This is a genomic window from Paenibacillus sp. YSY-4.3 (assembly GCF_054767475.1).
In genome coordinates this window covers 185146-210474 of sequence record NZ_BAABMC010000005.1, presented here as the reverse complement: position 1 = coordinate 210474, position 25329 = coordinate 185146, and the positions used below count along the sequence as shown (strand labels likewise).

21 protein-coding genes are annotated in these 25329 nt (G+C 51.3%); 3 read left to right on the top strand and 18 right to left on the bottom strand.

Annotated features, from left to right (window positions below):
* Position 1: 1 nt before the first annotated feature.
* Genes ACYUJT_RS17660 through ACYUJT_RS17640 form a run of 5 tightly spaced genes read right to left on the bottom strand, consistent with a single transcriptional unit; the run spans position 2 to position 6965 of the window.
* Complete coding sequence (locus tag ACYUJT_RS17660) at positions 2-466, bottom strand: GAF domain-containing protein (protein WP_460324574.1); 465 nt, start codon at positions 464-466, stop codon at positions 2-4.
* Between the two features lie 51 nt (positions 467-517).
* Positions 518-1210 carry a respiratory nitrate reductase subunit gamma gene (gene narI, locus ACYUJT_RS17655; RefSeq protein ID WP_460324572.1) on the bottom strand — a complete coding sequence of 231 codons (693 nt, stop codon included), beginning with the start codon at positions 1208-1210 and terminating at the stop codon, positions 518-520.
* Positions 1207-1776, bottom strand: coding sequence for a nitrate reductase molybdenum cofactor assembly chaperone (gene narJ / locus ACYUJT_RS17650; RefSeq protein ID WP_460324570.1), 570 nt, complete (start codon positions 1774-1776; stop codon positions 1207-1209). Before narJ ends, narI begins: the two co-directional genes overlap by 4 nt.
* Positions 1769-3301, bottom strand: a complete 1533-nt coding sequence (gene narH, locus ACYUJT_RS17645) for a nitrate reductase subunit beta (protein WP_460324568.1) — start codon at positions 3299-3301, stop codon at positions 1769-1771. Before narH ends, narJ begins: the two co-directional genes overlap by 8 nt.
* Positions 3291-6965: a nitrate reductase subunit alpha gene (locus tag ACYUJT_RS17640; RefSeq protein WP_460324566.1), complete on the bottom strand. Its 3675-nt coding sequence runs from the start codon at positions 6963-6965 to the stop codon at positions 3291-3293. Before ACYUJT_RS17640 ends, narH begins: the two co-directional genes overlap by 11 nt.
* A 262-nt stretch (positions 6966-7227) precedes the next feature.
* On the opposite strand from ACYUJT_RS17640, the gene modA reads away from it, so the two are divergent.
* Both modA and modB read left to right on the top strand, forming a co-directional pair.
* The gene (gene modA, locus ACYUJT_RS17635; RefSeq protein WP_460324564.1) at positions 7228-8010 is read left to right on the top strand and encodes a molybdate ABC transporter substrate-binding protein; all 783 of its coding nucleotides are present in this window, start codon (positions 7228-7230) and stop codon (positions 8008-8010) included.
* A complete protein-coding gene (gene modB / locus ACYUJT_RS17630; protein ID WP_460324562.1) occupies positions 8007-8684 on the top strand; it encodes a molybdate ABC transporter permease subunit in 678 nt (225 codons plus the stop codon). The genes modA and modB overlap by 4 nt, the downstream gene beginning before the upstream one ends.
* Before the next feature lie 43 nt (positions 8685-8727).
* On the opposite strand, the gene ACYUJT_RS17625 is transcribed toward modB, so the two are convergent.
* The 3 genes from ACYUJT_RS17625 to ACYUJT_RS17615 all read right to left on the bottom strand — a co-directional run bounded on the left by ACYUJT_RS17625 (position 8728) and on the right by ACYUJT_RS17615 (position 10765).
* Entirely contained in the window at positions 8728-9066 is a 339-nt protein-coding gene (locus ACYUJT_RS17625; protein ID WP_460324560.1) for a cupin domain-containing protein, read from the bottom strand.
* Between the two features lie 54 nt (positions 9067-9120).
* Positions 9121-9585: a V4R domain-containing protein gene (locus tag ACYUJT_RS17620; RefSeq protein ID WP_460324558.1), complete on the bottom strand. Its 465-nt coding sequence runs from the start codon at positions 9583-9585 to the stop codon at positions 9121-9123.
* 616 nt (positions 9586-10201) lie between these two features.
* Complete coding sequence (locus tag ACYUJT_RS17615; RefSeq protein ID WP_460324556.1) at positions 10202-10765, bottom strand: nitroreductase family protein; 564 nt, start codon at positions 10763-10765, stop codon at positions 10202-10204.
* Positions 10766-11039: 274 nt separating this feature from the next.
* Here ACYUJT_RS17615 and ACYUJT_RS17610 point away from each other — a divergent pair, with 274 nt between their 5' ends.
* On the top strand, positions 11040-11375 hold the full coding sequence (locus ACYUJT_RS17610; protein ID WP_460324554.1) for an iron-sulfur cluster biosynthesis family protein: 336 nt from the start codon (positions 11040-11042) through the stop codon (positions 11373-11375).
* Positions 11376-11423: 48 nt separating this feature from the next.
* On the opposite strand, the gene ACYUJT_RS17605 is transcribed toward ACYUJT_RS17610, so the two are convergent.
* The 10 genes from ACYUJT_RS17605 to ACYUJT_RS17560 all read right to left on the bottom strand — a co-directional run bounded on the left by ACYUJT_RS17605 (position 11424) and on the right by ACYUJT_RS17560 (position 25323).
* A complete protein-coding gene (locus ACYUJT_RS17605; protein ID WP_460324552.1) occupies positions 11424-11774 on the bottom strand; it encodes a DUF488 domain-containing protein in 351 nt (116 codons plus the stop codon).
* A 92-nt stretch (positions 11775-11866) separates the two neighbouring features.
* Entirely contained in the window at positions 11867-12331 is a 465-nt protein-coding gene (locus tag ACYUJT_RS17600; protein ID WP_460324550.1) for a Dps family protein, read from the bottom strand.
* A 247-nt stretch (positions 12332-12578) separates the two neighbouring features.
* Positions 12579-12968 carry a DivIVA domain-containing protein gene (locus ACYUJT_RS17595; protein WP_460324548.1) on the bottom strand — a complete coding sequence of 130 codons (390 nt, stop codon included), beginning with the start codon at positions 12966-12968 and terminating at the stop codon, positions 12579-12581.
* An 82-nt stretch (positions 12969-13050) separates the two neighbouring features.
* Positions 13051-15318, bottom strand: coding sequence for a glycoside hydrolase family 88/105 protein (locus tag ACYUJT_RS17590; protein WP_460324546.1), 2268 nt, complete (start codon positions 15316-15318; stop codon positions 13051-13053).
* On the bottom strand, positions 15293-16594 hold the full coding sequence (locus ACYUJT_RS17585; protein ID WP_460324544.1) for a hypothetical protein: 1302 nt from the start codon (positions 16592-16594) through the stop codon (positions 15293-15295). Before ACYUJT_RS17585 ends, ACYUJT_RS17590 begins: the two co-directional genes overlap by 26 nt.
* A gap of 66 nt (positions 16595-16660) precedes the next feature.
* Entirely contained in the window at positions 16661-17464 is an 804-nt protein-coding gene (locus ACYUJT_RS17580; RefSeq protein ID WP_460324812.1) for a polysaccharide deacetylase family protein, read from the bottom strand.
* A 5-nt stretch (positions 17465-17469) separates the two neighbouring features.
* The gene (locus ACYUJT_RS17575) at positions 17470-18186 is read right to left on the bottom strand and encodes a DUF1961 family protein (protein ID WP_460324542.1); all 717 of its coding nucleotides are present in this window, start codon (positions 18184-18186) and stop codon (positions 17470-17472) included.
* A gap of 24 nt (positions 18187-18210) precedes the next feature.
* Positions 18211-20979 (bottom strand): exo-rhamnogalacturonan lyase family protein, encoded by a 2769-nt coding sequence (locus ACYUJT_RS17570; RefSeq protein ID WP_460324540.1) that lies wholly within the window; start codon positions 20977-20979, stop codon positions 18211-18213.
* A 227-nt stretch (positions 20980-21206) separates the two neighbouring features.
* Positions 21207-23537, bottom strand: coding sequence for a helix-turn-helix domain-containing protein (locus ACYUJT_RS17565; protein ID WP_460324538.1), 2331 nt, complete (start codon positions 23535-23537; stop codon positions 21207-21209).
* A gap of 178 nt (positions 23538-23715) precedes the next feature.
* Positions 23716-25323, bottom strand: coding sequence for an extracellular solute-binding protein (locus ACYUJT_RS17560; protein ID WP_460324536.1), 1608 nt, complete (start codon positions 25321-25323; stop codon positions 23716-23718).
* Positions 25324-25329: the final 6 nt, after the last annotated feature.

Below are 25329 nucleotides of genomic sequence, written 5' to 3'. Positions count from 1 at the left end.
CTCACTCCTCTACCAGCTCTCTGGTGAAATAGGGGCCGAATGACGGGTCTAGATATTGCCTGAATTCATCGAGCAAGGCAGAAGTTAACCGATTTCCTTCTCGAAAGCCTACTAACAAAACACCATCCACACGGCTTTCCTTCCATAGAGGGATGGCGCATACGGTTTGAAGCTGCTCCGCGACGATAATCGGATAATTGAACAAATCGTTAGGATCGAGTTCTTCGGCTATATTTTGAATGATCATCGGCTTTCCCGTCTTGAACACCATACCAGCGATCCCTTTGCCCGTATGCAGTACAATCCGCTTATAACGTTCGTTCAAATTGCCTGATGCGTACTGCCAGGTCAGCACAAATTGATCGGCTGCAGATTGAACAAGCGCAATCGAGACAAAATCAAAAGCAAATCGTTCCCGAAGGGAATCAATCGCTTGCTGACAATCAAAATTCAGTTCATCCTTCATCCTATTTACACCCCTGCTTATTGAAAAGAAAGAAGGCGTCAAGCCTTCTCTCTACATTCCTTGTTTACGGTTCTTTCTGTATAGGATATAACTTCTCCCCACATAATTCAATGGAACGCTCCAGACGTGAACCAGCCTTGTAAATGGCCACATCGCAAAGATGAAGAAGGCGGCCAACATGTGAATTTTAAACGAAATCGGCACATCTGCCATGAAGCCAGCCTCAGGACGAAGGATGAACAAATTCCGGAACCACACGGATATCGTCGAGCGGTAATCGAAGTCAGGCTGGACGGCATTGGTCACGATTGTACTGTACATGCCCATGATGACAATAAATAGCAATACCAGATTTACGATAATGTCCGAGGCGGAGCTTAATTTCCTTACACTTTTGATCGTCAGGCGCCGGGCGGTCAGCAGCAGCATTCCTCCCAATGTGATGAAGCCGAACAATCCTCCGATATACGTCGCCCCAAGGTGATACAGGTGATCACTAATCCCAAGGGACTGTATCCATTCTTTTGGAATTCCTAAACCGGCGATATGTCCGAATACAACGGGAATGATGCCAAGATGGAACATCAAGCTGCCGAGCCTCAGATGCTTCTTCTCGATAAATTCGCTGGACTTGGCTGTCCAGTGGAATTGATCATGACGATAACGGTATATGTGGCCCACAACGAATAATACGAGGCAAAGATACGGGAAAATCACCCACAGAAATTGATCCAATAAGCTCATCGCTCGTTTGGCACCTCCAGTCTGACGCAAGCCTTCAGCGTTTCCCGCAAGCCCTTGATCAGATGGCAGTAGGGATTTTCGTTTTTTTCTAGCGATTTCAGCAAATGATAGGTGCCATCCTCAATGACGCCTGCCAGCACGCTAAAATCCTTCTCCGCCTGCGCATTTCCTTCCCAGTTTGCAGCGTAGATAAACTCGCACATCAGCGGCAAATAATCGGACAGCTCATGATCCGGCATTTCCAGCGCGAACATTTGATACAGGATTTTCAGTTTGGCCAGCATCTGCCCGCGTTCTTTTGTATCTTCAAATTTGAAATAAGTCATATATAAGGTCGAATCCTTCTGAAAATCAAAGGTCTGTACGTACAGCTCTTCAAGTTGCTCCATGCTGCAGTCCTGCATCAAATCCCAGAATCGCCCGACATGCTCATAAGCCGGGTCATCCGGGGTTAGCAGTTCTTCGATAACGGACGGATGGTAATGAAGTTTCTCCGGGTACGTTAACTGCTGGGCGAAAAAACCGAATATATGCTTATATTCATACAGCTTCTCGAGATTAATCACGCCAAATTCCCCCATAGAAGTGATCTTCTTCTTTCGCACTGTTCGTTCCGCTTGATCCGCTAATTCCACAGCCCCCGCAATCCATCCCGAAGCCCGCGGAGCCTTGGGCGTGATAAGTGTCCAAATACGTTTCTTTATGTGATGTCGGGATTACGAATCGATCCTCATATTTGGCAATAGCCAGCAAGCGATAGATTTGCTCGGTCTGGTGCGTGGTTAACCCCAGGCGATTCAGCCGTCCCTCGTCGAATGCTTTGCCCGTCTGCGTAGATCTCATATACGAACGCATCATCGCCAGACGCTGCAGCGATTCTTTTACGGGTTCAGGCTCGCCGGCGGTTAGCATGTTGGCTAAATATTGGATTGGAGTTCTCATTTCTTCGATCGCCGGGAAGATCATATCCGGGTTTTGAATCGAATCCTTGCCTTCGAAATAATTCATAATCGGGCTCAGCGGCGGTACGTACCATACCATCGGCAGTGTCCGGTATTCTGGATGCAGCGGGAAAGCCAGCTTGTATTCAATCGCGAGTTTGTAAACCGGCGAATTCTGGGCTGCCTCAAGCCACTCCTCCGTTATGCCGTCTGCACGGGCCTGCGCGATAACTGCGGGATCATTCGGATCAAGGAACAAATCGCATTGAGCCTGATACAGATCCTTCTCGTCCGGCATGGAAGCCGCCTCCTGCACCCGGTCGGCATCGTACAGCAATACGCCAAGGTAGCGGATACGTCCCGTGCATGTCTCGGAGCATACCGTCGGAAGCCCAGCTTCGATCCGCGGGAAGCAGAAGGTGCACTTCTCCGCCTTATTCGTCTGCCAGTTGAAGTATACTTTCTTGTACGGGCAGCCCGTCATGCAATAACGCCAGCCGCGGCAAGCCTCCTGGTCGACAAGGACGATACCGTCCTCGTCGCGCTTGTACATCGCTCCCGACGGGCAGGACGCCACGCAGCTCGGGTTCAGGCAGTGCTCGCAAAGACGCGGCAAATACATCATGAAGGCCTGCTCGAAATTGAATTTAATCTCTTCTTCGATCTTCTCGATGTTCGGATCCTTCGGCCCCGTAACATGGGCACCCGCCAGATCGTCCTCCCAGTTCGGCCCCCATTCCAGCTCCATATTGTCGCCCGTAATCGCCGACTTCGGACGGGCAACCGGCTGGTGCTTCTTCTCGCCTGCATTCGTAAGATGTTCATAGTTGTAGTTCCATGGTTCGTAGTAGTCCTTCATCTCAGGCATATCCGGGTTGTGAAAAATTTTGCCGAGGGCAATCTTGGACAGCTTGTTCCCGGATTTCAATTCAAGCTTCCCATTCTTCAGCGTCCAGCCCCCTTTATACTGCTCCTGATCCTCCCAGCGCTTCGGATACCCGATGCCCGGCTTCGTCTCAACATTGTTGAACCACATATATTCCGCGCCTGGACGGTTCGTCCAGGTGCTCTTGCAGGTCACGCTGCAGGTATGGCACCCTATACATTTGTCCAAATTCATGACCATCGCGATTTGTGCTTTAATCTTCAAGCCAGTCAACCTCCTTCATCTTACGGACCGCAACATAGACATCCCGCTGGTTCCCGATCGGTCCGTAATAGTTGAAGCCATAGCTGAGTTGAGCATATCCGCCTACCATTTGTGTCGGCTTAACGTGAATTCTCGTCGGTGCATTGTGGCTTCCGCCGCGTTCCTTCGTAATCTCGGATCCCGGCACGTTAATATGCTTATCCTGCGCATGATACATGAACATCGTGCCTTTCGGCATACGATGGCTAACGACGGCCCGCGCTGTAACAACGCCGTTACGGTTATATACTTCAAGCCAATCATTATCTTGAATCTGATGGGCAGCGGCATCCTCGTCGTTGATCCAGACCGTCGGGCCGCCGCGGAACAAGGTCAGCATATGGAGATTATCCTGATACATGCTGTGAATATTCCATTTGCCATGCGGCGTTAAGTAGCGAAGTACAAGCGCATCCGTACCGCCGGCAATTTGCTTGTCCCGAGGGCCAAACACCATCGGCGGCAAGGTCGGCTTATAGACCGGCAATGCTTCGCCGAATTGCAGGAACAACTCATGATCGATATAGAAATGCTGTCTGCCTGTAAGCGTACGGAATGGCACGAGGCGTTCGATATTCGTTGTGAATGGGGAATAACGCCGTCCCATTTTATTGGATCCGCTGAATACCGGGGTTGGAATGACTTCCCGCGGCTGTACTGTAATGCTCTGGAACGTAATTCGCTCGGCTGCCCGGTCGGCGGAAATATCTTTAAGCGCAACACCCGTATCCTGCTCTGCCGATTCCCATGCGCGCTGAGACACTTTGCCATTCGTGGCGGACGATAGATTCAAGATCGCATCAGCAGCATGACGAGCGGTCTGGAGCTTCGGCAGCCCATTTTTGATCGAATCATCATGATAAGTGCCGTTGATGCGCTTCAACTCCTCATATTCCTCGGCCACAGAGAAGCTGACACCGTGAGCCCCCACCTTGCCTGTGCTCAAATTCGGTCCAAGGGTAATATATTTGTCATAGATCTTCGTGTAGTCACGTTCAACAATGGTCAGATTCGGCATAGTCTTGCCGGGGATCGGCTCAATTTCCCCTTTATGCCAATCCTTGATGACGCCGAAAGGCTGGGCAATTTCATTCACGGAATCATGAGCAAGCGGCGTAGTTACGACATCCTTATATACGCCGGGAAGATGCTGCTTCGCCATGTCTGAGAAGACGCTGGCAATCGTCCGGTAGATATCCCAGTCCGAACGGGATTCCCACAATGGATCGACCGCCGGGTTAAACGGGTGCACGAACGGATGCATATCCGTGGAAGACAAATCTGTCTTCTCATACCAGGTCGCCGCAGGCAATACGATATCGGCATACATCGGTGTCGATGTCATTCGGAAATCCAAGGCGATGAGCAAATCCAGCTTTCCTTCGACATCTTCGCGCCAGGTGATTTCTTCGGGTTTCTCCTCCTCATTCGGCGTAGACAACAGCCCATCGGCGGCACCGAGCAAGTGCTTCATGAAATACTCCTGCCCCTTCGCCGAGCTTGATATCAAATTCGAACGCCACACAAATAAGGAGCGAGGGAAATTTTCCGGCGCATCCGGGTCTTCAATAGCGAACTTGGTGTCCCCGGACACGATTTGATCCAAGGTGTGTTGAATAATGCTGCTGTGATCTATTTTTCCTTGCTGTATAGCTTCCTCGGCCAAGGCCAGACTGCTCTTGTTGAATTGCGGATAGGACGGCAACCAGCCCAAACGAGCCGCAAGCACGTTGTAATCTGCAGGGTGCTGGTAGCGAACTTCTCCGCCGGTGGGCGATTTTAATGAATCGGTACCCATCTCCTCGTATTTCCATTGATCTGTTGCAAAATAGAAGAACGACGTGGCATTCTGCTGGCGCGAAGAACCCTGCCAATCCTTGGCAAAGGCAACCGTGGACCAGCCTTCAATCGGACGACATTTCTCCTGACCTACATAATGCGCCCAGCCCCCGCCGTTCACCCCCTGTGACGCCGTCAATACAACCAGATTCAGAATGGAACGGTAGATCGTATCACTGTTAAACCAATGATTAATCCCGGCGCCCATAATAATCATGGAGCGTCCCCCGGTATCCAATGAATTCTGGGCGAATTCGCGGGCAATTTGAATGACGATGGAAGGCTTGACCCCTGTGATGGCTTCCTGCCATGCGGGTGTATAATGCGTAGCTGTGTCATCATACCCAGCCGCTTCATGCTCACTGCCGCTGCGCCGCACGCCATATTGACTCAGCATTAAATCGTACACAGTAACAGCGAGACGTTCTGTTCCATCGGCCAACTGGATTTTCCGAACCGGGATCGAACGCCTGAAAGTTCCGTTTCCGGTATGATCAAAAAACGGGAACACTATCTCTTCCCACTGCGCGCCGCAGGCTTCCACGGACAGCGCCGGCATGATCTTCGTACCGTCTTCGCGCTCCAGAATCAGATTCCACTTCTTGTCCTTCTCCCAACGCTGCCCCATCGTTCCATTGGGAACTGTAATCTCATCTGTGGCTTCATCGAGAATGACTGGCTTCCACTCCGCATGCTGCGATGTATCTCCTAAATCACTGGCCCGCAGGAAGCGCCCCGCTTTGTAGCTGTCTTCATGCGAATCCAGAAGAATAAGGAACGGCATATCTGTATATTGTTTGGCATAGTCAAGGAACATCGGCTCCTGACGCTCATGATAGAATTCACTCAAAATAACATGGGCCATCGCTTGGGCAATCGCGGCGTCCGTCCCCGGATTCGGCGCCAGCCAGTTGTCTGCGAACTTGACGTTTTCCGCATAATCCGGCGCTACCGACACCACTTTGGTGCCCTTATAGCGAACCTCAGTCATAAAATGGGCGTCGGGTGTGCGCGTTAGCGGCACGTTAGAGCCCCACATGATCAAGTAGCCTGCGTTGTACCAATCGCTGGACTCTGGTACATCTGTCTGCTCGCCCCAAATTTGCGGCGAAGCGGGCGGAAGGTCGGCATACCAATCATAGAAACTAAGCATTTCGCCGCCTAATAACGAGATGAACCGGGCGCCAGAAGCATAGCTGATCATCGACATCGCCGGAATCGGCGTGAAGCCGGCAATACGGTCCGGACCGTACTTGTGGATCGTATAAATGAGCTGGGCTGCGATCAACTGCGTTGCATCCTCCCAGGAGACGCGGACATGGCCCCCTTTTCCTCTGGCCTGCTTATAGGATCTCGCCTTTTCCGGATTTTCCACAATGCTTGCCCAGGCGGCTACCGGATCCGCCGTTTCCTTTAAGGCTTGCTTCCACATTCTTAAGAGACGGCCCCGCATATACGGATACTTCACTCTCAAAGGACTATACTCATACCACGAAAACGAAGCGCCGCGCGGACAGCCGCGCGGTTCAAATTCAGGCATATCCGGGCCGCATGATGGATAATCAATCTGCTGATTTTCCCAGGTAATGATTCCATTCTTCACGAATACCTTCCAGCTGCATGAGCCAGTGCAATTAACGCCATGCGTCGTGCGGACAACCTTGTCATGCGCCCAACGCCCGCGGTACATATTCTCCCAAGTACGATCCTTCTCTTCAAGAATCGACCAATTATCAGAGTAGCTTTCTGTCGGCTTAAAAAACCTCAGTCCGAATTTCCGTTTCACTGGACGAATCACTCCTTCTGCCGAATGACAAAGATTATGACGGGAATCAATAATTTGTCTATTCTTATATGTTAATTATGAAAGGGAGCCATTCTCATTCCTATAAGGGGAACTCCTAATATCGTTTCGGGGAAATCCCTCTTTCTCTTAGGAATCGCCTTTTTGGGGCAAACAGGGTTTACTTCCCAGGCCGCAACCACTTATAATGAAACGCGAATCGTCCAGCGATTCTGAATCATAACTTGAAAGGGAGTTTGTATGTATGAGAAGCTTGCGAATCTTTCTCACCTTACCCTTGTTCATATCCCTTGTGTTTACCGGTTGCAGCACAGCTTCCGATGAGCAGGTGGAGTTAACCATTTCAGCGGCAGCAAGCCTTACCGATGCTATGAAAGAAATCCAAGGCTCCTATGAAGCACAGCATCCTGCCGTTAAGCTAACGTTTAATTTCGGGGGCTCCGGCGCCTTGCAGACACAGATCGAGCAAGGGGCACCTGTCGATTTATTTCTCTCAGCAGCAGCTAAAAATATGAATCTCCTTCTAGATCAAGGCATCATTGATGCCGAGCAGCACATGAGTCTGCTGACAAATAAGCTAGTCGTTATCACACCTGATGACAAATCAGAAAAGGTTCAGGGACTGGAAGACTTGAACGATACTCGCATTAAGATGATCGCAGTAGGAATTCCGGAAAGCGTTCCAGCCGGAAGCTATGCCAAAGAAGCCTTAACGTCCGCCGGGCTATGGGACAACCTTCAGCCTAAAGTGGTTCAAGCCAAGGATGTCCGGCAGGTTCTGCAATACGTAGAGACCGGCAATGCTGATGCAGGTTTTGTCTACCAGTCTGATGCGCTGACCTCTACAAAGGCAAAGGTCGCCTTTCCCGTTGATCCCGCGACCTATACTCCTGTCGAGTACCCGATTGGCGTCATTAAATCCACGAAGCATAGCAAGGAAGCGGCGGAGCTGTATAACTATCTTCAATCCAAAGAAGCGCTGGATGTTTTTGTTAAGTACGGTTTCACTCCTGCCCAGTCCTTATGAGCATACAAATACCTTGGCATGAGTTTTGGCAGCCTATCCGCCTATCCCTGCAAGTCGCTCTGCTGTCCAGCGTACTAGTCACGATACTCGGTACAGCGATAGCCCGCTGGATGTCCAGCAGGCGATGGAAGGGTAAAATTGTCCTAGAGACTGCACTTATGCTGCCGCTCGTTCTGCCTCCTACAGTTATAGGTTTTTTGCTGCTTGTCCTTCTGGGCAGAAGGAGCGGGATCGGCCGTTTCGTCGAATGGCTATTCTCTTCACCGCTCGTATTTTCTTGGTGGGCGGCGGTCATTGCCTCCATCGTCGTCTCGTTTCCGCTCGTCTACCAGACGATGAAATCTGCGTTCGCTTCGGTAGATCGAGAGCTGGAGAATGCGGGGCGATCGAGCGGGGCTAGCGAATGGCAAGTATTCCGCTATATTACACTGCCGCTTAGCAGTCAGTCCCTGATTACGGCCTATATCCTTGGGTTTGCTCGGGGACTGGGGGAATTTGGAGCCACCGTCATGTTCGCTGGCAATATTCCAGGCAAAACCCAGACACTTCCCACCGCAATCTACGTCGCGGTAGATACTGGGAATACTGATTTAGCCTGGGCCTGGACAATTACAATCATTTTCATTTCTTTCCTGATGCTGCTGTTCACTCGGCAAAAAAATAAAAAATGGTGAACAGAGGAAACCCCTTGTTCACCATTTTTTATTTGGTACGGTCTTAAACATTTTTAGCGTAGTTTTCGTTCGGAGTCTTGGTCAATACAACATACAGGCTGGAGTTAGACTCCCCACCGCGATAAGAGAATTCCTCATCCCCGGTAATATGAAGGACATCACCTTTGGCAACCGCCGTTGGTTGTCCATTGCACGTTACTTCACCAGCACCTTCAAGAACTAATATATACACGTTTGCACCAGGATGCTTATGTGTCGGAAGCTCCGCTCCCGGAGCAAAGTTCAATACGAAAATAACATTTTCCTCTTCCTTAAAGACGATACGCTTCGTAAATTTGTTATCTACATATTCTTGATATTGAGCTAGGTTTTTCTTCTCCATGGAAGTCATCCTCCTTATAATATGAACAGCCTAGTAGGCCATATTAGAATAATATTAGAATCTCACTTCATACTCGCAGCAATCATCGCCATTGACATTGCACTTAATTTCCCTGACGGACACTCTTTTGTCCATCATTTTGCTAAGTGCTCCCTCCATAATGGCTCCTTCCAAATCACAAACCAGATTCCCTTCAATCTCGGGCAGTCCCACGCAAAAGCAATCATTCACCGCAATATGAAGCTTATTATCTTCTTCAAGAACAATTTGTGGATCGCCTACCTTTAATTCGCGGAATAGATCAAGCAGCTCCTGCATAGACTGCACGGGCAGGCTTTCGCCGATTTTTCGGCCAACCGTCAATGTCGTTCCCTTCCCTTTCATCGGAAGCCCTTGATACATGCCAATGAGACGAATAGCTCTGTAAAGCTCAATTGGCACCGCATCCCCCATTGTTGCTCTTGAAATCTTCTTCATATCGTCATAAGAGAATTCCTGTAAAGTATCCACGCTCCCCATACAAGCACCTCGTTTCTTCATTTGAACTAAACCTTACTCTTATTGTAGGGGATTTATATGTTAATCTTGTGATTTTCGTCACAAATATAAAAAATTAAAAATCCATAGCTGCATCCAGATGCTAAAACAGCGGTAGACGACTGCTAATCTACTATCACAAAACTAGATAGCTGGGTTCTATAATCGGCACCCTATACGATAGTCGGATAGTTGGTACCCTGTGTCGATACCAGATAACCGAAATCCTATAGACGGTACTCTGTATCCCTGTATCCTCCAGATTTAGTTGCATTTTATGTACTTAATTTTAGCGCATTGGATCAATATAAAGAATTAGATGGGTTTCATGCAATTAAAAACGCTTCAACCACAGCATCCGGTTTAAACCCCTTGTATTAATGACACAAATTCCAGTTAATTGTACACTTTACGTCAGATTGCATATTTTAAATACCAAAATTCCATTTAATCTTGTAAGGGCAGGATGCAGTTTGAAATCCACAAAAAACGTAAGCTTTCCATGCATCACTCTCCATGGAAAACTTACGTGTTAACGTGGCCGACCGACCACCGTCATACAATTAAGCAACGTACGCTAGAAGCTGCACGCCTACGATTATCGCATACTATAGCTATTCAAATGAAACACCGTGTCCTCAGCGTACATTTCTTTTGGCGGCGGGTCGCTGGCCGGATAACCCAATCCCAGGATGGCTACTACACGATATTTCTCCGGAATATCCAGCAAGTCTCGTGCATAGCTTTCCCGCTGAGCAGATTCTTGCTGATCCTCTGCATGATAGACCGCTCCCCAAGCTGCCCCAAGTCCAAGCGATGTCGCGGCCAGCCACAAGTATCCACCAGCGATGGAGGCGTCCTGCAGCCAATACTTGCTCAGTTCCTCGCGGCCGATAATAGCTACTCCAGCAGCAGCCTGCTCCAGCCACTGCATATAAGGCGTTGTCTTGCTCAATTGCGCCAGCAGCGGCTTATCCGTAATCAGGATAAATTCCCTTGAAGGCAAGTTGTTTCCGGTAGGAGATTGATACAAAGCCGTCTTGAGCCTGCTCAAATCTTCCTCTGAAATCGGAATTTCCTTATACGCTGTAATCTCTCTCCGTTTCTCAATTGCCGACAATACGTCCATTTGGATCACCATCCATTCCAGAAATTCGCCCATTATAGGCGGTAAATCCAATCTGCTTACTATTATAATTTAACATTATACAAAATGGAGATTTGATTGAATAAAAAATAATATCTATAATCAAAGCAAGTGGGTGGATGATATGGATTTATGAGGGGTAGAAATCCGGAAACAAAGGCGACCACTAGCTTATGCTTTCGAAGCAGCTTTCTTTCAGAAAGCTTTCGGCTTCTTCGGAATCATTTTCCTCCCTTGCTTATATCCCTTTTTAAAGTTCATCTTATATAAAAAGAAAGGAGCAACAACCATGATAAAATTGGAAGTATCGCCGTTGGCGGAACGCAGAATTCAGGAGAAATTAGGGGATCAGCCCGGTGTGATCAAGCTGTATTACGATACGGAAGGCTGCGGCTGTGACGGAATAAATACACTGCTAATCCAAAACGAGAAAGGTCAATTTGACCTTCCGATCGATGCCGGAGACTTGTCCTTTGTCATCGATCAACAGCATCAAATTTTCTACGAAGATACACTGTGGCTTGATGCGGAAGAGAACTATCCCGCCTTCAAATTAAGAAGCAAATCGGCAACTTACAGCTCGAATGTCCAGCTTCGAGACATGCGGCTTGCGGCTGCAAAATAACCTGCGGAGCATGCTTAAGATGGCCAGGGGCTGTGTGATCACTGCACATTATTGACGTTCCAGCACTTCCTGCAGCACAAGTGCATGGTTATGCTTCTGATCCTTAGCTGCGTACAGTAAAGTGACCGTTTCGCTCTTCATCCAGCAACGCAATTGCTCGATATACACTTTAACTTCTTGCGCGGCCAGCTCCTGCTCATAACGCTTGGAAAATTCGGCATAACGTTCAGGCTTGTGAGCAAACCATTTCCGCAGCTCAGTACTCGGGGCAACTTCCTTCATCCATAAGTCCAGCTGAGCTTCAGCTTTGCTGATGCCGCGAGGCCATATCCTGTCCACAAGTATGCGCTTGCCGTCCTCGGTGGCGGGACTCTCATAAATTCTTTTTATTCTATGCACGGTATTGTTCCCCCTTTACACAGCACCCGAAGAAACCTGCCCGGCTAGGAGATCCTCCTAATCGAACAGGTTCCATTTACGCGCCTATGAACTTATTTACCCAAATAAGCGTTCAGCATCCATCTGTGCTTGTCTAATGCCGACAGCATGCCAAGCAACAAATCCCCGGTCGCTTCATCTTCAGCCTGCTCTGCGGCTTCCATTCCACTTTTCAGCTCTTGGCTAATCGATTCGAAATCAACTACTACAGCCGCAACCATCTCTTCTGCGGACTGTTTGCCTGCCGCTTCGGAGATCGTCGTGTGCGCCAAAGCATCCTTCAGCGTACTAATCGGTTCGCCGCCAATGGCCAACAGCCGCTCAGCAATTTCATCGACATATCCAGCCGCTTCATTGTACAGCTCCTCGAACTTCTCATGCAGCGTAAAGAACTGAGGCCCTTTCACGTACCAGTGGAAATGATGCAGCTTCGTATACAGCACCGTCCAGTTGGCGATTTGCAGGTTCAATTGTTGATGAAGAGTTTGGTTGGTTTCAGTCAGTACTTGGTTTGACATTAGTAATTCCTCCATTCAAAATCAAAATATGATCCTCGCTAGCCTAGCCCGTAGAGTCTCATTTACTTAAATTATTTTAAATTTAGACTAGATCTAAATCTTAAATATATAATATCACGTCCCCCCATTTTATGCAATGAACAATGCATGAACTTCCTGTGAAAGGAACGGCTCTTAAGTGAAATGTTGTGCAAAGCGCGCTTTTTTTATACAAAAAAAGAACCGGCGCTCTATGCACCAGTCCCTCTTATACATCAAATTCCTTGCGGATATGCAGTTTGAATTGCTCCAGACTGCGCTCCATTTGCCGGATGCCGTCCTCTACGAGCCGGCGCTCAACAACATTGCCGGGATCGGTATTTACTTGGCGGATCGACAACGCCTTCTTCTCTTCTTCAAGATAAGCCTGACGGCGCTGGATCTCCTTATATTTATCCAACAAGTCCGTGATGATATCGTAAAATCTTTCGTAATCAACGATAATATCATCCAGGAAACGGTCTACTTCCTCTTTCTCATACCCGCGCATCTTCACATCAAAATCTTTCTCATGAATAGTCATGGCGTCCATTTTAATGCCGAGCTGCTTGAACAGGCCTTTCTGGTCCTCCAGCTTGCGCGTATATTCGTCTTGCATAATGATCCCTCCACACTAAAGGCTTGAGCTTTCGTAAATAAACAGCCATTAAATATGGTACCATATTTGCAAGCAATTATCATTATTCTACAAGCTGGAACTCTAATTGAACAATTTCTATGCCTGCCAGCAGTACAATACCGATCCCATGCGTATCATTCAGCTGCCAGTCGAGCTCTTCCTTATAGTACAGTTTATTAAATGAATACCCCGATCCGCGGCATACGCCATATACGTTGCCCTGCTTATCGATGCATGTTTCGGTTAGTCCCTCCCAGCCTCTTACAGCCGCCTCCAAATATAAGTCCGGCTCTTCCAGCCAGCCATGCCGTACCCCATGAGCAAAAGCGTATATGAACATCGCCGTACAGGAAGCCTCGGCGTATGACTTGCTGTCTGTCAGCACCTGATGCCACATTCCGTTTGCGCTTTGCAGCTTGCGGTAGCCCTCACTAAGCTTGCGATAGAATTCCAGCAGCTCCGGCCGCAGCTTATGCTCTGGCGGCATGATCGTCAGCAGCTCGGTCAGCGAGAAAATGACCCAGCCGTTCCCCCGCCCCCAAGGAACACCGTTCGGTTTGCCGAATTTATCATCAAACACATGATGCATGATTCCAAGCTCAGGGATGAATAAGCGCTCTTTATAACGCAAAAACTGTGAAGCTGCATCGTCCAGATAACGCTCGTCTCCCGTAAGTTCGTAATATTTACACAGAAATGGGGTGCTCATATACAAATCATCACACCACATCGTGCCCTTCATAAAATCAACTGTGCCGCGAGTCCGATAGAACGCTCCATCTGGCAGACGATCCTGTACGTTCGTGATGTAATGGGCGATATGGGCGGCCGCGCTCTCCACTCCCAATATAGGCCGCAGCTTATTCGCCGTCAGCATCGCAGCGCCAAAGGAACCGCAATCGTCGAGGGAATCGATCAAGCTCAGCTGATGGTTCAATCCCGGCGCCCCGTAATGTTCGCGGTCCCACTGGGCATAGTCATGCCATTTGCTGCATTGCTCGATATGCCCGGCGGCATATTCCGTATAGTGCGGTGCTGACAACGCCACTCCCGTTTTCAGCAGTCCATAGAGCGTTACCCCTAGAGGATAATTCCATCTGCCGTAAAGTGGAGTTTCCAAATAAGGCCTCACCCAGCATTCCGGCCGATCCACCCGCCAATAAGCCGCATCCTGCCCTTGCCCGAACAACCGATTCATCGCCGGTACCTCTGCAGCTGAGGGCGCATTTTCCGCTGAAAAAGCACCGAGATACAGCCAGTTATCCGTCATTCCCTCAATTCGGGTAGGCCGTGCAAACCGGAGGACAGCCTCCGGCGAAGATGCGGAAGTGATTTGAGGCTCGTTAAATTCAAACCCCCAATCTTCCCCGCCGCAAGTGGACTCTACAACGAGATCCTGCCCCCCGAATCGGATGTCCTGCAGCGAAATATCGATCCGCCCGCTCTCCTCCACACCTTGAAAAGCAAGCTTGCCGCCAACATAAACGGCAATGTCCCCTGCATACCGTCCTTCAAGCCGCAGATTGGCCCGCAATGCCCCGCGCAGCTCCAGCTTGCACCAGGCAAACGCTTTTGCTCCCGGTTTCACGCCGAATAGACGGTGGAAGCATCCGCTTCCAAGCTCCGCGGACGTCCACTGATTCTGCGGATGCCATATGGTATATTCTCCGCATTCATTTAATCGATCGGGGGAAGATTCGTAATCCGGATCAAGCCCGTGCAAATCGTGCTTGTTCTCCCTTACCAGGCAGTCTCTCCAACCTGGCAATGTACGCCAGCGCACCTGCTGTGGCTCGCTGTATACCCAGCCTTCGCAGCCCCGGCCTGCATGGGTGGGATTCAAGAAATGCATGGGCGCTCCTTTGACACTGCCCGTGCCGAAGATCCCTCCGCATCCCGTGCCAACAGCGATGAATTCCAGGACAATATCATTGCGGCCTTTCCTCGTTTTGGCGCGGAAAAAGGCTCGCCTGTCCGGGAATACGTCATCATTCAAATTCGATTGGAAGGCCAGGCTTCCATTGATATAAATTTTAACCGGGCTATAGCAGTTGACCGCAAATGGCGTCTCCCCCTCCTGCTCCGCCCACAGCATGCCCCATATATAGACAAATTGCCCGGTGGACAGCTTCGGCCAGCGCTGCTTCAAGTTCATGTCGTAGCGGCAATCCTCCAAACGGCGGAAGCCACGGCGGGAATGAACCCGGTACACCAGGGGCTCCGGCGGATGAGCGCCGATATGGCGGCTGGCCACGGCAGCGAGCACGCGCTTCGTTTGCCCTGCAGTATGCCTCGCTATTGAATCATGCGCTGGAAAATACGGCTGCATTCATTTCTCCCCCCGGATATAAAGTAGAATTGGACCAACGCTTCGGATGGGGAAGCGGTACGCCGGACGGCGGCGCGGATAAGTCAGTTCCCTCGCTGGAGTAAATCACCGCCAGCTCATCGTCATAAATGACAACCTGCTCGGTTCCAAGTCCAAGAAGGTCGCCATGAACCGCATAACCCTCATGAGGGAACTCGGCCACGATGTTCTGGTAACCGTCATACAGAGCTGGGTACACTCCTCCCCCCCGGCGATAGGCAAGAATGTAGTCCGGCGCTTCTGGACGCCAGTTGCTTAACGTTTCGGCAATGGTTAGCCAGCCGCTCGTCGTCCGCTCCTCCTTCCACAGTTCACTGCCTTCGTGATCGACTAAGAATAATGCGTCTTTTCCCTTTAGCCCCTTTCCGTCATCCTCGCGAACCATCCGGTCCAGGCCGGCGATCTGAAGCCCCGGCAAATCGGGTCTGAATCTGCCCAATGCAATATGCTGGGACTCGATCGACCCTTCATATCTCCATCGCTCATGTCCGTCTCTGTCATACATCACAGTAACGCTGCCGCCGATCACCAGCTCCGGTATGCCGTCGCCGTCCACATCTCCAACCCATATGCAATCGGCATGATCTTCAAGGCCTTGGCAGCTCCAAAGAACTTTGCCCCGATGGTCGAGCAAATCGTAACCGGCCATCACTTCGTCGAAGCCGTCACCGTTCAAGTCGCTGGCCCAAGGAAAATGCCCGACATTCCCCTCATGCGTCCAGAGCAGCTCAAAATTCCGGTTCAGCGCCCACATACGATGGTAGCGATCCTTGAGGATAATATCCGAAGCATGCCCGCCGCCGGATAAGTTGGCGATCATGATGCAGTCGTGCGCATGTGGATCCGGCAAATCATGCACCTCTTTAATCTCCCCGGTAGCGCCATCTATAATATGGAAGCGGTCATTCATGACGCACAGCACTTCTAGACGGCCGTCGCCATCGATGTCGTAAATTTGTGCCGGATAATCAGAGCCCTGGCTTCCTGCCTTCAGACTGGGCTTGCCCTGCTGCCACAGCATTTTGCCGGTTAAATCATAAGCCGTCAGACACTGCACCTGGTGGGGGATATAACGCACATCCTGACGATCATCCGGCTGAACGAGCAGCAGTTCTGCGCGTCCATCTCCGTTCAGGTCGCCGAGCAGCATTTTACATCTCGGACCGGAGGCGCTGATATCGATACGTGCCAGTTGAACAGATTGACAATTTCCTTCGGTGTGAGCTGAATGTTCCATAACATTTCTCCTTCCTTCTCGTTCCCCTCGGTATGTTGTTCTATCGCTTTGAATGCCCCGCCACAATCAGATCAAGCTCACCCGGCTTCCGCCGGGAACCTCAACAATCTTTCCGTCCACATCCAGCCAAATCGGCGTCGCCCCCGGATTATATACAAACTCCCGAGTCGCGGCGACCTTAAGCCATTGACAAGCTTTCATATAGTCCACGATTTCAATGTTCGTCGCATACCAAATATCATCCCGCCCGCCAACCATTTCACAGAACTGCTCGATTAGCTCCCAATTGTTATCGTTATCGAACTCATAGCTATGGCCCCAAACATACATTAAATAGAGATACTGCCGCTTATGCAGTCCTACAAACGTCTTGGCATGCTCCAGCAGGCGGTCGTTATGATGACAAGTGGCTCGCCATTCCAGCCAATCCTCCGGCAGCCCGAAGCCGCCGCGGGTCGTTTGCACCGTACGCGCGTATTCGATCCCGAGCCGCGGCAGCAGCTCCTTGATCTGCTCATTGTACGAACCGTTGGGATAGGACATCCCCCGCACGGTCACGTTGAACAGCCGCTCCAGGTTTTTGCGGTCTTCGAGCACTTCCTCTACGACCAGTTCCATAGGGCAGCGCGCCAAGGTCGGATGCCGTACGGTATGAACAGACGCCTCGTGGCCTTTATACAGCGCGATGGCCTCCTCCGCCGTGAGGCGGTCCTCTCCTCCCAGCAGCCCGGAGTTAAGATGAAAAGTTCCGCGCACACCGTAGCGATTAAAAATCCCGACAAGCTTCTCATCTGCTTTCCGCCCATCGTCATAACTCATCGTGAGCGCCTTGTGCTTTCCCTGCGGATAGCAAAAATAAATATTCGGCATCGCCATTATTTACTGCCTCCTTTTTCGTGCGAAGCCCCGTAAACGCTAAGCTCCGCATACTCCGCGATCAGTGGCGACATCTGCCGGAAGCCCAGCTTCCCTCCGCCAAGCCGCGGCCCATAAGCCGCGCCGTCATCCTCCCAGGACAGCACTTGCAAATTATTGATAGCGAACGTGATCGATGAACCTTTTTTCAGAACCAGCATGTGATAATAATCAGCGGCATCGAGAACTCCTGGCAAAGGATCAGCACCCTGAGCAACCATATGAAAGCCATAGCTTTTGCGTAAATTGCAAGTATGAAACTGCCGTTCCTCCGCCCACATTCGGCGAAAATACGAGATATGAAAAGCGTTTATCTTCCCATGATGGTATTGCTCGTATTCGCCCGTGCGGCGCGGCAGCGACGGATCGAATAAATCCTGCCCATCCGCTCCCATAGCGCTAAAAAACAATATAGCCAGCCCCGGTTCCCGAATCGGCCGAAAACGCCAGGAAATGGCGACATCTGCGGGCAGCTCCTTAGGACACCAAAATACCAAATTAGCCTTCTGACCCTCGGCAGCGCTGCGGTTGCTCTCCAGCCGCAGCCATCCTCTAGGAAAAGTGACGGCACCGTCCCCCTCCATCCGAAAATTCGCCACATCCTCCGCTGAATTTAGCGGATTGGAATACAACAGCTTCCACTGCTGCGGGATTAAGCCGCTCCTGTTGCTATTCACTAAACCTACCTCCCCGCCTCGTGTCTATTCCAGCTCTTGCCCCGGTATATGTGACGGCAATTTATCGGCAATCAGCTCTAAACTCATAATCGTATTGATCGACCACTGCGAAGCCTCGTTTGTATTCATCCAATCAATCTCAAACAGTTCGTCGATATGAGTAACAGACACAGCGGCCTCCTGCAGGTGAATACGCGCAAAACTGTTGCCGAGCAGAATTGCCCAGCACTGCTCCGCTGCCGCGGCATCCTGGCTGTAATATGCTCCATAAGCGGCAATCGCCACGCTGAGCACCGGATGCTCGAATCTCAGCTTATTGCGGCCGATCGCTCCATTCGTCAACGCCAGCTTCTGCTCATCGGGCAAATTGTAGAACACGCCGAATTCGGCCAGCATATCCTCCCATTCGGGATCCTCAAGCATGCCCGCAAGCTCGAACCAAATTTGCGGACCGCCCATACATATCGCCAAATGACGCCCCCAATTGTCATCTCCCATACTCGTAAGAACTCCGGATTTCGGATCGTAGCCATAAGTCGGGCCCGAGATGAGCCGAAATTTAGCGGCCTTGATACAGTTCAGGCCCGTCACAATTTTATCCCGGTACACCGTGTCCTCGAAGCGTTCCCAGCGGGTCATCCAGTTAGAGCTGAACGCCGCCCAGTCGGGACCGACCCGGATATGCGTTGGATGCTCGTCTTTTGGAAAATAGGCCCGCATCGGATCCAGCGTAACTGTGGAATAATCGGCATCCTTCACCTCATCCAGAATGTCTCCGATTCGCTCGTCACCGGTTAAATAATAGTAATAGCGGTGCAGGCCAGCCATTGCGATCCGCGCCTCCTTGCACCCGCAGCCCCAGTGCATTACGTTATGCCGCGAGCCGAGTCCCGCGTATTCACCGAAGTGATAGACGTCGACCTCGCTCGTATGCCGGGTCATCGCCTCAGCCATACGGAATACGTCGGCCCGTCCGGAGCGGAGGAACATCAGCCAGAGCCACATATTCGGGGCGAGCTCTGTATTTTGCCAAGCGCAGCCGCCCAAATCATAGTTCCATACATGCCTGACAGGGTCATAGCTATGCATAAAATCGCCATAATCCCAGAAGCCGTACCACTTCCGTTGCTCCACCTCGGCCTGATAGAAGGCGATAATGCCATCCAGCCGATCCTCTAAATAAGCCTTCGCAGGCGTGCCTCGGTCGGGCAAGCTCCAAATGCCGAATGCGCCCGCTTCATAATAATAGGCTGGCTCGCAAACAAGCCGGGCAGGCGCAGCAGTCTCCTCCGCCATGCTCCTAAGCTGAGTCAAATCCGGCGTTCCCTCCGTGCCCCAGATCATCAGCTCGCTTGTGTTCGCAATTCCGTAAGGCGTAGCCCGCAGCTCCTCAGCTCCCTCATAAGCTGATTCCACATGAGTCTTCGTATCGTAATGCCTTAGATCCATCGCCTCCGCATCGGGCGACCAGAGCCATACGATGAACCTGGCCTCATCCTCAGTCGCTGCATGAATTTCCATGCCCGTGGGGGACTTCTGCCAGAAGTCCTTCAGCCCGGCGGCAAGTCCGCCGCCCTCGCCGCCAACATAACCGAGCCCGCCAGCCCGCTGTCCCTCCGTTACCTTTACCCAACTGCAGCCTTCTGCCGTACGCTTGGAAATCCGGTAATGCTCCGAGCTGTCTTGTACGAGCTTGTAGCTGTCCCAAGCTGCCGAATCATCCAGTAAACGAAGAAAATAGGCATCCTCTTCCGGATCAAATTGAACTGTGCCGCCTTCTGTCTGGGCGGTGTACAGCTCCTTATACCGTCCCTTCGTACGGCGGGTATGAAGTGGTTTCGGCGATTCGCTGAATACGCCGCCCTTCCCGACAAACCTGACATGCCGGTTGTACAATGGCTCACGGAGCGGCACCGCAAAAGAAATGCCTAACCCCTTCACGAAATCCTGGTGCGGATTGCCATCATAAAAAAAGGTATGCACCATCCGGACCGAAGATAATCCAGCGTAAAAATACAAACGAATCGTATATGGCAGCCATTGCCTTCCCCCCGCCGCCCCGGAAAGATGTCTTCCGTCCAATTTCACCACGGCGCGTACTGGCCCGTGCTGCTCCACCTTTGCCTGCAGCGTGCAGCCAGTAAACCTCTCTTCCTTCAAGGTTCGCACGCCGGATACCAAGCTTGCCTCTTCGCGGATGCATACTAGGTCCCCGCTGCTGCATACGATGGCACCCGATTGTGACCGAACGATGCTGCGAATCAATCCCCGCCCCTGCTTATTTACCGTACAGACGATGGCACCCGTATCGACAATAAAGGCATCCTCTGTCTCTTCGACGCTAACGCGAGCACCTGATTCCGGCCCCACTTCCTCCGAAGATGTAATGGCGGCATGCGCCGTCCACTTTACGCTCCCATCCGGCCAATAGGCCGTCGCCCAGCTTTGCAGCGGTAGACTAGTAACATGATCAGCGTTGTAACCGTTATAGCCGTCAGTTTTTGCAGCGCTTACAAAACTTCCCGTACTCCCGGCTCCCGCGCCTGCGCTGCCTCCCGCGTCTACAGTGCGATCCTGCGGCTCGGCAATCCCGGTAAGTCCCTCGCCTTTGGGCTCAGTGGATCTGCTGCTCCGCACCTCCATCGCCCATCCCTCATCCCCGCGCTTCAAGATAAGCCCAGGCAGCTTTTCCCGTTCCAATACTCCCTTCGCCCAGGGAATCCCCCAAGTCACTCCGGCAGGGATGGAGGATTGCTTCAACCACCGTAATCCGACCGCTGTCCGTCCAGCCACAGGTCACCATCTCCTTCTTGTTGATGTAATACCCCCATTGTAGGCAGGCACACATTTACCGGCAATGAGACTTTCTTGCTCGCCCGGTTTGGACTTTATTGCAGACTTAGATTTTTTCGCAAAATCACAAAAAAAGAGCCCTCCCCCGAAGAGACTGGCTCTCGTTCATCATACTAGGCCTCCTTAGATCCCGTACACCTAATACCCTATCGTCAGTACAAACTGCATTACCTGCCGAGCTCCCGATAATGCGTCGGCGTCATCCCCTCCAGCTTCTTGAAAATGCGGTTGAAATAGCTATGCTGGTATCCCACTTGCTCGGCGACTTCGCTAATCCGCAATTTAGTCTCCCTCAGCAGTTCCTTCGCTTTGTCCATGCGGAGCTCTGTTAAGTAATCGATGAAATTGTTTCCTGTCACCTGCTTGAACGATTTGCTCAGAAAAAAGGAATTCGTGCCGATTTCGTCCGCACAGCTATCCAGAGACACATCCTTCATATAATTTTGCTGCAAATAGATCATCGCCTGCTCGATCATCATTTTCACTTCGGCGTTGGAGCGCTGGGAGAGCTCCTTCAAATAAGGGGCCACCACCTTCTCCTTGAACCAGATCAGCATCAGCTCCGGCTCGCGGATTTGCGACAACGCTTCGTACAGATTCACGCCCATGAACAGCCGCTTCGGATCGATTCCCGACTGCATGATCGCATGCTGCACATGGCCAAGTAGATGCAGCATTCCCTGCTGCACATCAATCGCCTTTGCCCCTTTGGCCCGGAGCGCCTCCAGAAATTCGGCCAACAGGCGGTATGCATCCTCCTCCTGTCCGGTGCGCATCGCCTGGATCAACTCCCGTTCCAAAGTGAAGGAATAGGTCGGCTCGGCCTCATCCGTCCCTTCCTGCTCCAGCCGCTCCATGTCGATGATCTGATTCTCATTGCTGAAGGGACGATAGCTGGCCGCCTGCTTCACTTCCTCGAATGCGAGCGGGATATCGGACACGCTGGATACGGGGGCGCTGTAAGCTACCGTTACCCGCATTTTCAATATAACGTTAATCGTTCGCGCCAATTCCTCGCTATAGCTGTATATCTCGGCATCGTCAGATCCGTCCTCCGGCAGGACAAGCAGTATACCTGCCGTCAAATCGTGAAAATGAATCGTATCGGCCTGGCTGAAGCGCTGCATAGCCAGCTCGCCGATGATGTTGGCAGCCGCATAAGATATGAGCCCTTCATCTCCGCTCCTGAATTTTCCCTCCAGGTTCGTCATCCCCGTCAGCTGGACGTATATGACAATAAAACGCTTGTTCTCCACCTCCCAGCGGAAACGCTCCATCCGGCGGCGCAAATCCTGCTCGGAATAAGCGTATAAATGTCCTTGCAGCAGCTGGTTCAAGAAGCTCTCCTTGACGTGAGGCAGTTGCTCCGCCAGCTTGCGCTGCAAATCATGGCTCTTCCAATGCAGGTTTTGCCATTGCCGCTCGATGAGCGCGAACTCGTCCTCCTTGCCCTCCGCCTTGATGTCATCTGACAGGAGCGTCTTGAACAGCCGTCTGATTGGCGAGTACATCCGCCTCGAGGCGATCCAGGAGAGCAAAGCCGCCAGCAGTAAAGCGCTAAAGCTGACGATCAGGATTAGCTTGGAAATGAACATCACCGGAGATGTAATGCTCGTGATCGGCGAGGCGGACACGTAGGTCCACTCGGTGGCAATCCGCGAGAATTCCCCGTATGTAACCGTGTAGGTCGCTCCGTCCCATTCGAAGAAAAAGGACGATTTCTGAGCAGGCCCCCGTTCCTTGATTTTTGCGCGCAGTTCCGTAACGAAGGGCGAATTCGAACTGCTGCCGCCCGCTGAGGCATACAAATCGCCCGTGTTCTGTACAAGAAACGTCTCTCCCACATTATAGGGAGTCATCGTCTTCAGCATATTTGCTACCTTCTGGGTATCCATCCGGATGAGCAGCGCTCCGAAGGGCTGCTGGCTGCCGCCCGGAATATGATGCACCAGCGTGAGTTCCTTAGCCTCCGGCCTATTCGGGTCAAAGGCCCATTCTGTCCAGTAAGTACTTCGTTCCCCCTCTATGAACTTGTCGTACAAGTCAGATACCGCAGAAGATTGAATTTCACCATACTCGGGGTTGAACAACAGCGGCACCGGCTCCTGCCCGGCCAAATAGAGCTCGACCTGCTTCACCATCGTATTCGAGCCTTGCATCACGACCAGCGTCTTCGTAATGTCCCTTGCCCGTTCGAAATCGCGCTTGAAATCGCGGCCGTTCAAGCTGTAGTCGAATTGGGGATCGAACGCCCAGTGGGAGAGCATCAATTCCAAATTGGACAGCTGCTCATCGATATTCCGAGCCCGCTGCGCGATTTGCTGATGATGCATCTGCAGCAGTTCGCGTTCGAGGCGCCCGCCAACCAGCCCATAAATGATCATGCCGGTAATGATGCCGGGAATCGCCGAGACGACCAGCATCATAATTAAATTATTGCGATAATATTTCCCCTTGCAGCCCAGAGACCACCATTTTGCCAAAATTTCCGTGTTCATCTCCTCACCAACCGAATCAAGATATATACAAAATGTAAACGCATTCATAGTAAATTACAAGTCCGTTTACAAAAAATGGGGCAATCGGCTTATCGCTGCTTAGGGCAAGAAGCTGCCGCGCAAAATCAGCAAATATGATTTCGCGCGGCAGCTAATACCGCCATACGGCACGTTTACATTATGGTTTCACTTGGCTGTAAAGGTCGTTCATTTCTTTAACCAGATCGTCCCCTCCGGTTTTTCTCCATACGTCGAACGCGGACATTAGACCTGCTTCATCAATCTGTCCTACGATGAACTTGATGCGCGCATCGTTGATGATATTATCGAGCTGCTGGCCTTTTTGCGAATAGACAGTGGAAATAAACGCCTCGGCCGGGTTCGTTACAATAAACTCCTCGTTGGCCTTCTGCACCTCGGCCTGCTTGACGCGAAGCGGCGTCTGCTTGACCTTCTTGGCGCGGTCCTCGGGAATGAAGCCGAGCATTTGATTCAAGCCTTCTACCTCGGACTCCAGCTTCACGGTATCCTTGATCGGTTCCACGAATTCGCCAACCGAATTGTAGTGAATGCCCTCGAGGCCGAAGTTAAGCATCGTCTGCAGCTCTGGATCATTCAGCTGATCCAGGAAGCCGAGCACCCGCATCAGCTCCTCTTCGGTCTTCACGGACGATTTAGGGATGGCCAATATGCCCGCGAAACCGGAAGTCGGCAGGGTATGCAGCTTGCCATCGGCTCCCGTCACTCCGCCAAGGACGTCAATGTAGTGGCGATCCGGCTCATCCTTTCCTTCCTTGGCAAGGGCGGCGTGAATTTTATCGTCGATCCGTGCACCGACGTCAACAACGTCGACGATGACGCCAGCTTTATTGTTGACGATCGGGTCTACCCATTTCGCGCTGTCCATGACAGCAAAGTCGGAGTTGATCAATTTCTCGTCGTATAATTTTTTCATAAATTTAAGCGCTTCCACATATTCGGGATATTGATGCTCTGGCACCAGTTTGCCATCTACGATGCCCCACTTGTTCGGCGCACCGAACCACAGCTTGATCGTATCAAATCCGCTGGCCCATTGCCCCGTCCATTTGACGAGTACCATGCCGTACGTATCGTCCTGCCCGTTCTTGTCGGGATCCTGCTCTTTGAACGCCTTCAGCATATTGTAGAAGTCATCCACAGTCTGCGGCGCTTCCAGCCCGACGTTATCGAGCCAATCCTTGCGGAAGGCAATTCCGTTGCGGCCTAACACCCGTCCGCGGTAAATTCCGTAGTTCTTGCCCTCAATCGAAGAGTTCTCCATAATGACCGGGTTGGCACCGCTCAGGTTCGGAAACTGCTGCAAATAAGGTCCTATCTCCCAGAATGCGCCGGATTTGGCGGCACTGACAAAGCTCGGTGCCTTGACGTCCCCGACATAAATGATGCTGGGCAGCTTGCCAGAAGCAAGGGTGATGTTGAACTTATCCGCATAAGAGGCGTTCGGTACCCATTCGAAATGAATGTTGCTGTTCGTTTTTTTCTCAATTTCCTCGACGACCAGCCCATCGTCCTTCGGATAATTCGTCTTAAAAATCGGCAGCATGATCGTCAGGTCTACCGGGGCTTGCTCCGTTTGCTCTTTCCCCCCATTCGCATTGCCATTGCTAGCCGAAGCGGGGTCTGCCGCCGTTTTACCGGAGCTGCCGCCTCCGCAGCCGGCGATCGCCGCTATCATGGCCGCAATCAGGCATACGGATAACCAGCGTTTCATTGTTCCCTTCCCCTTGCTTGTTTGCCTGCTCATTCACTG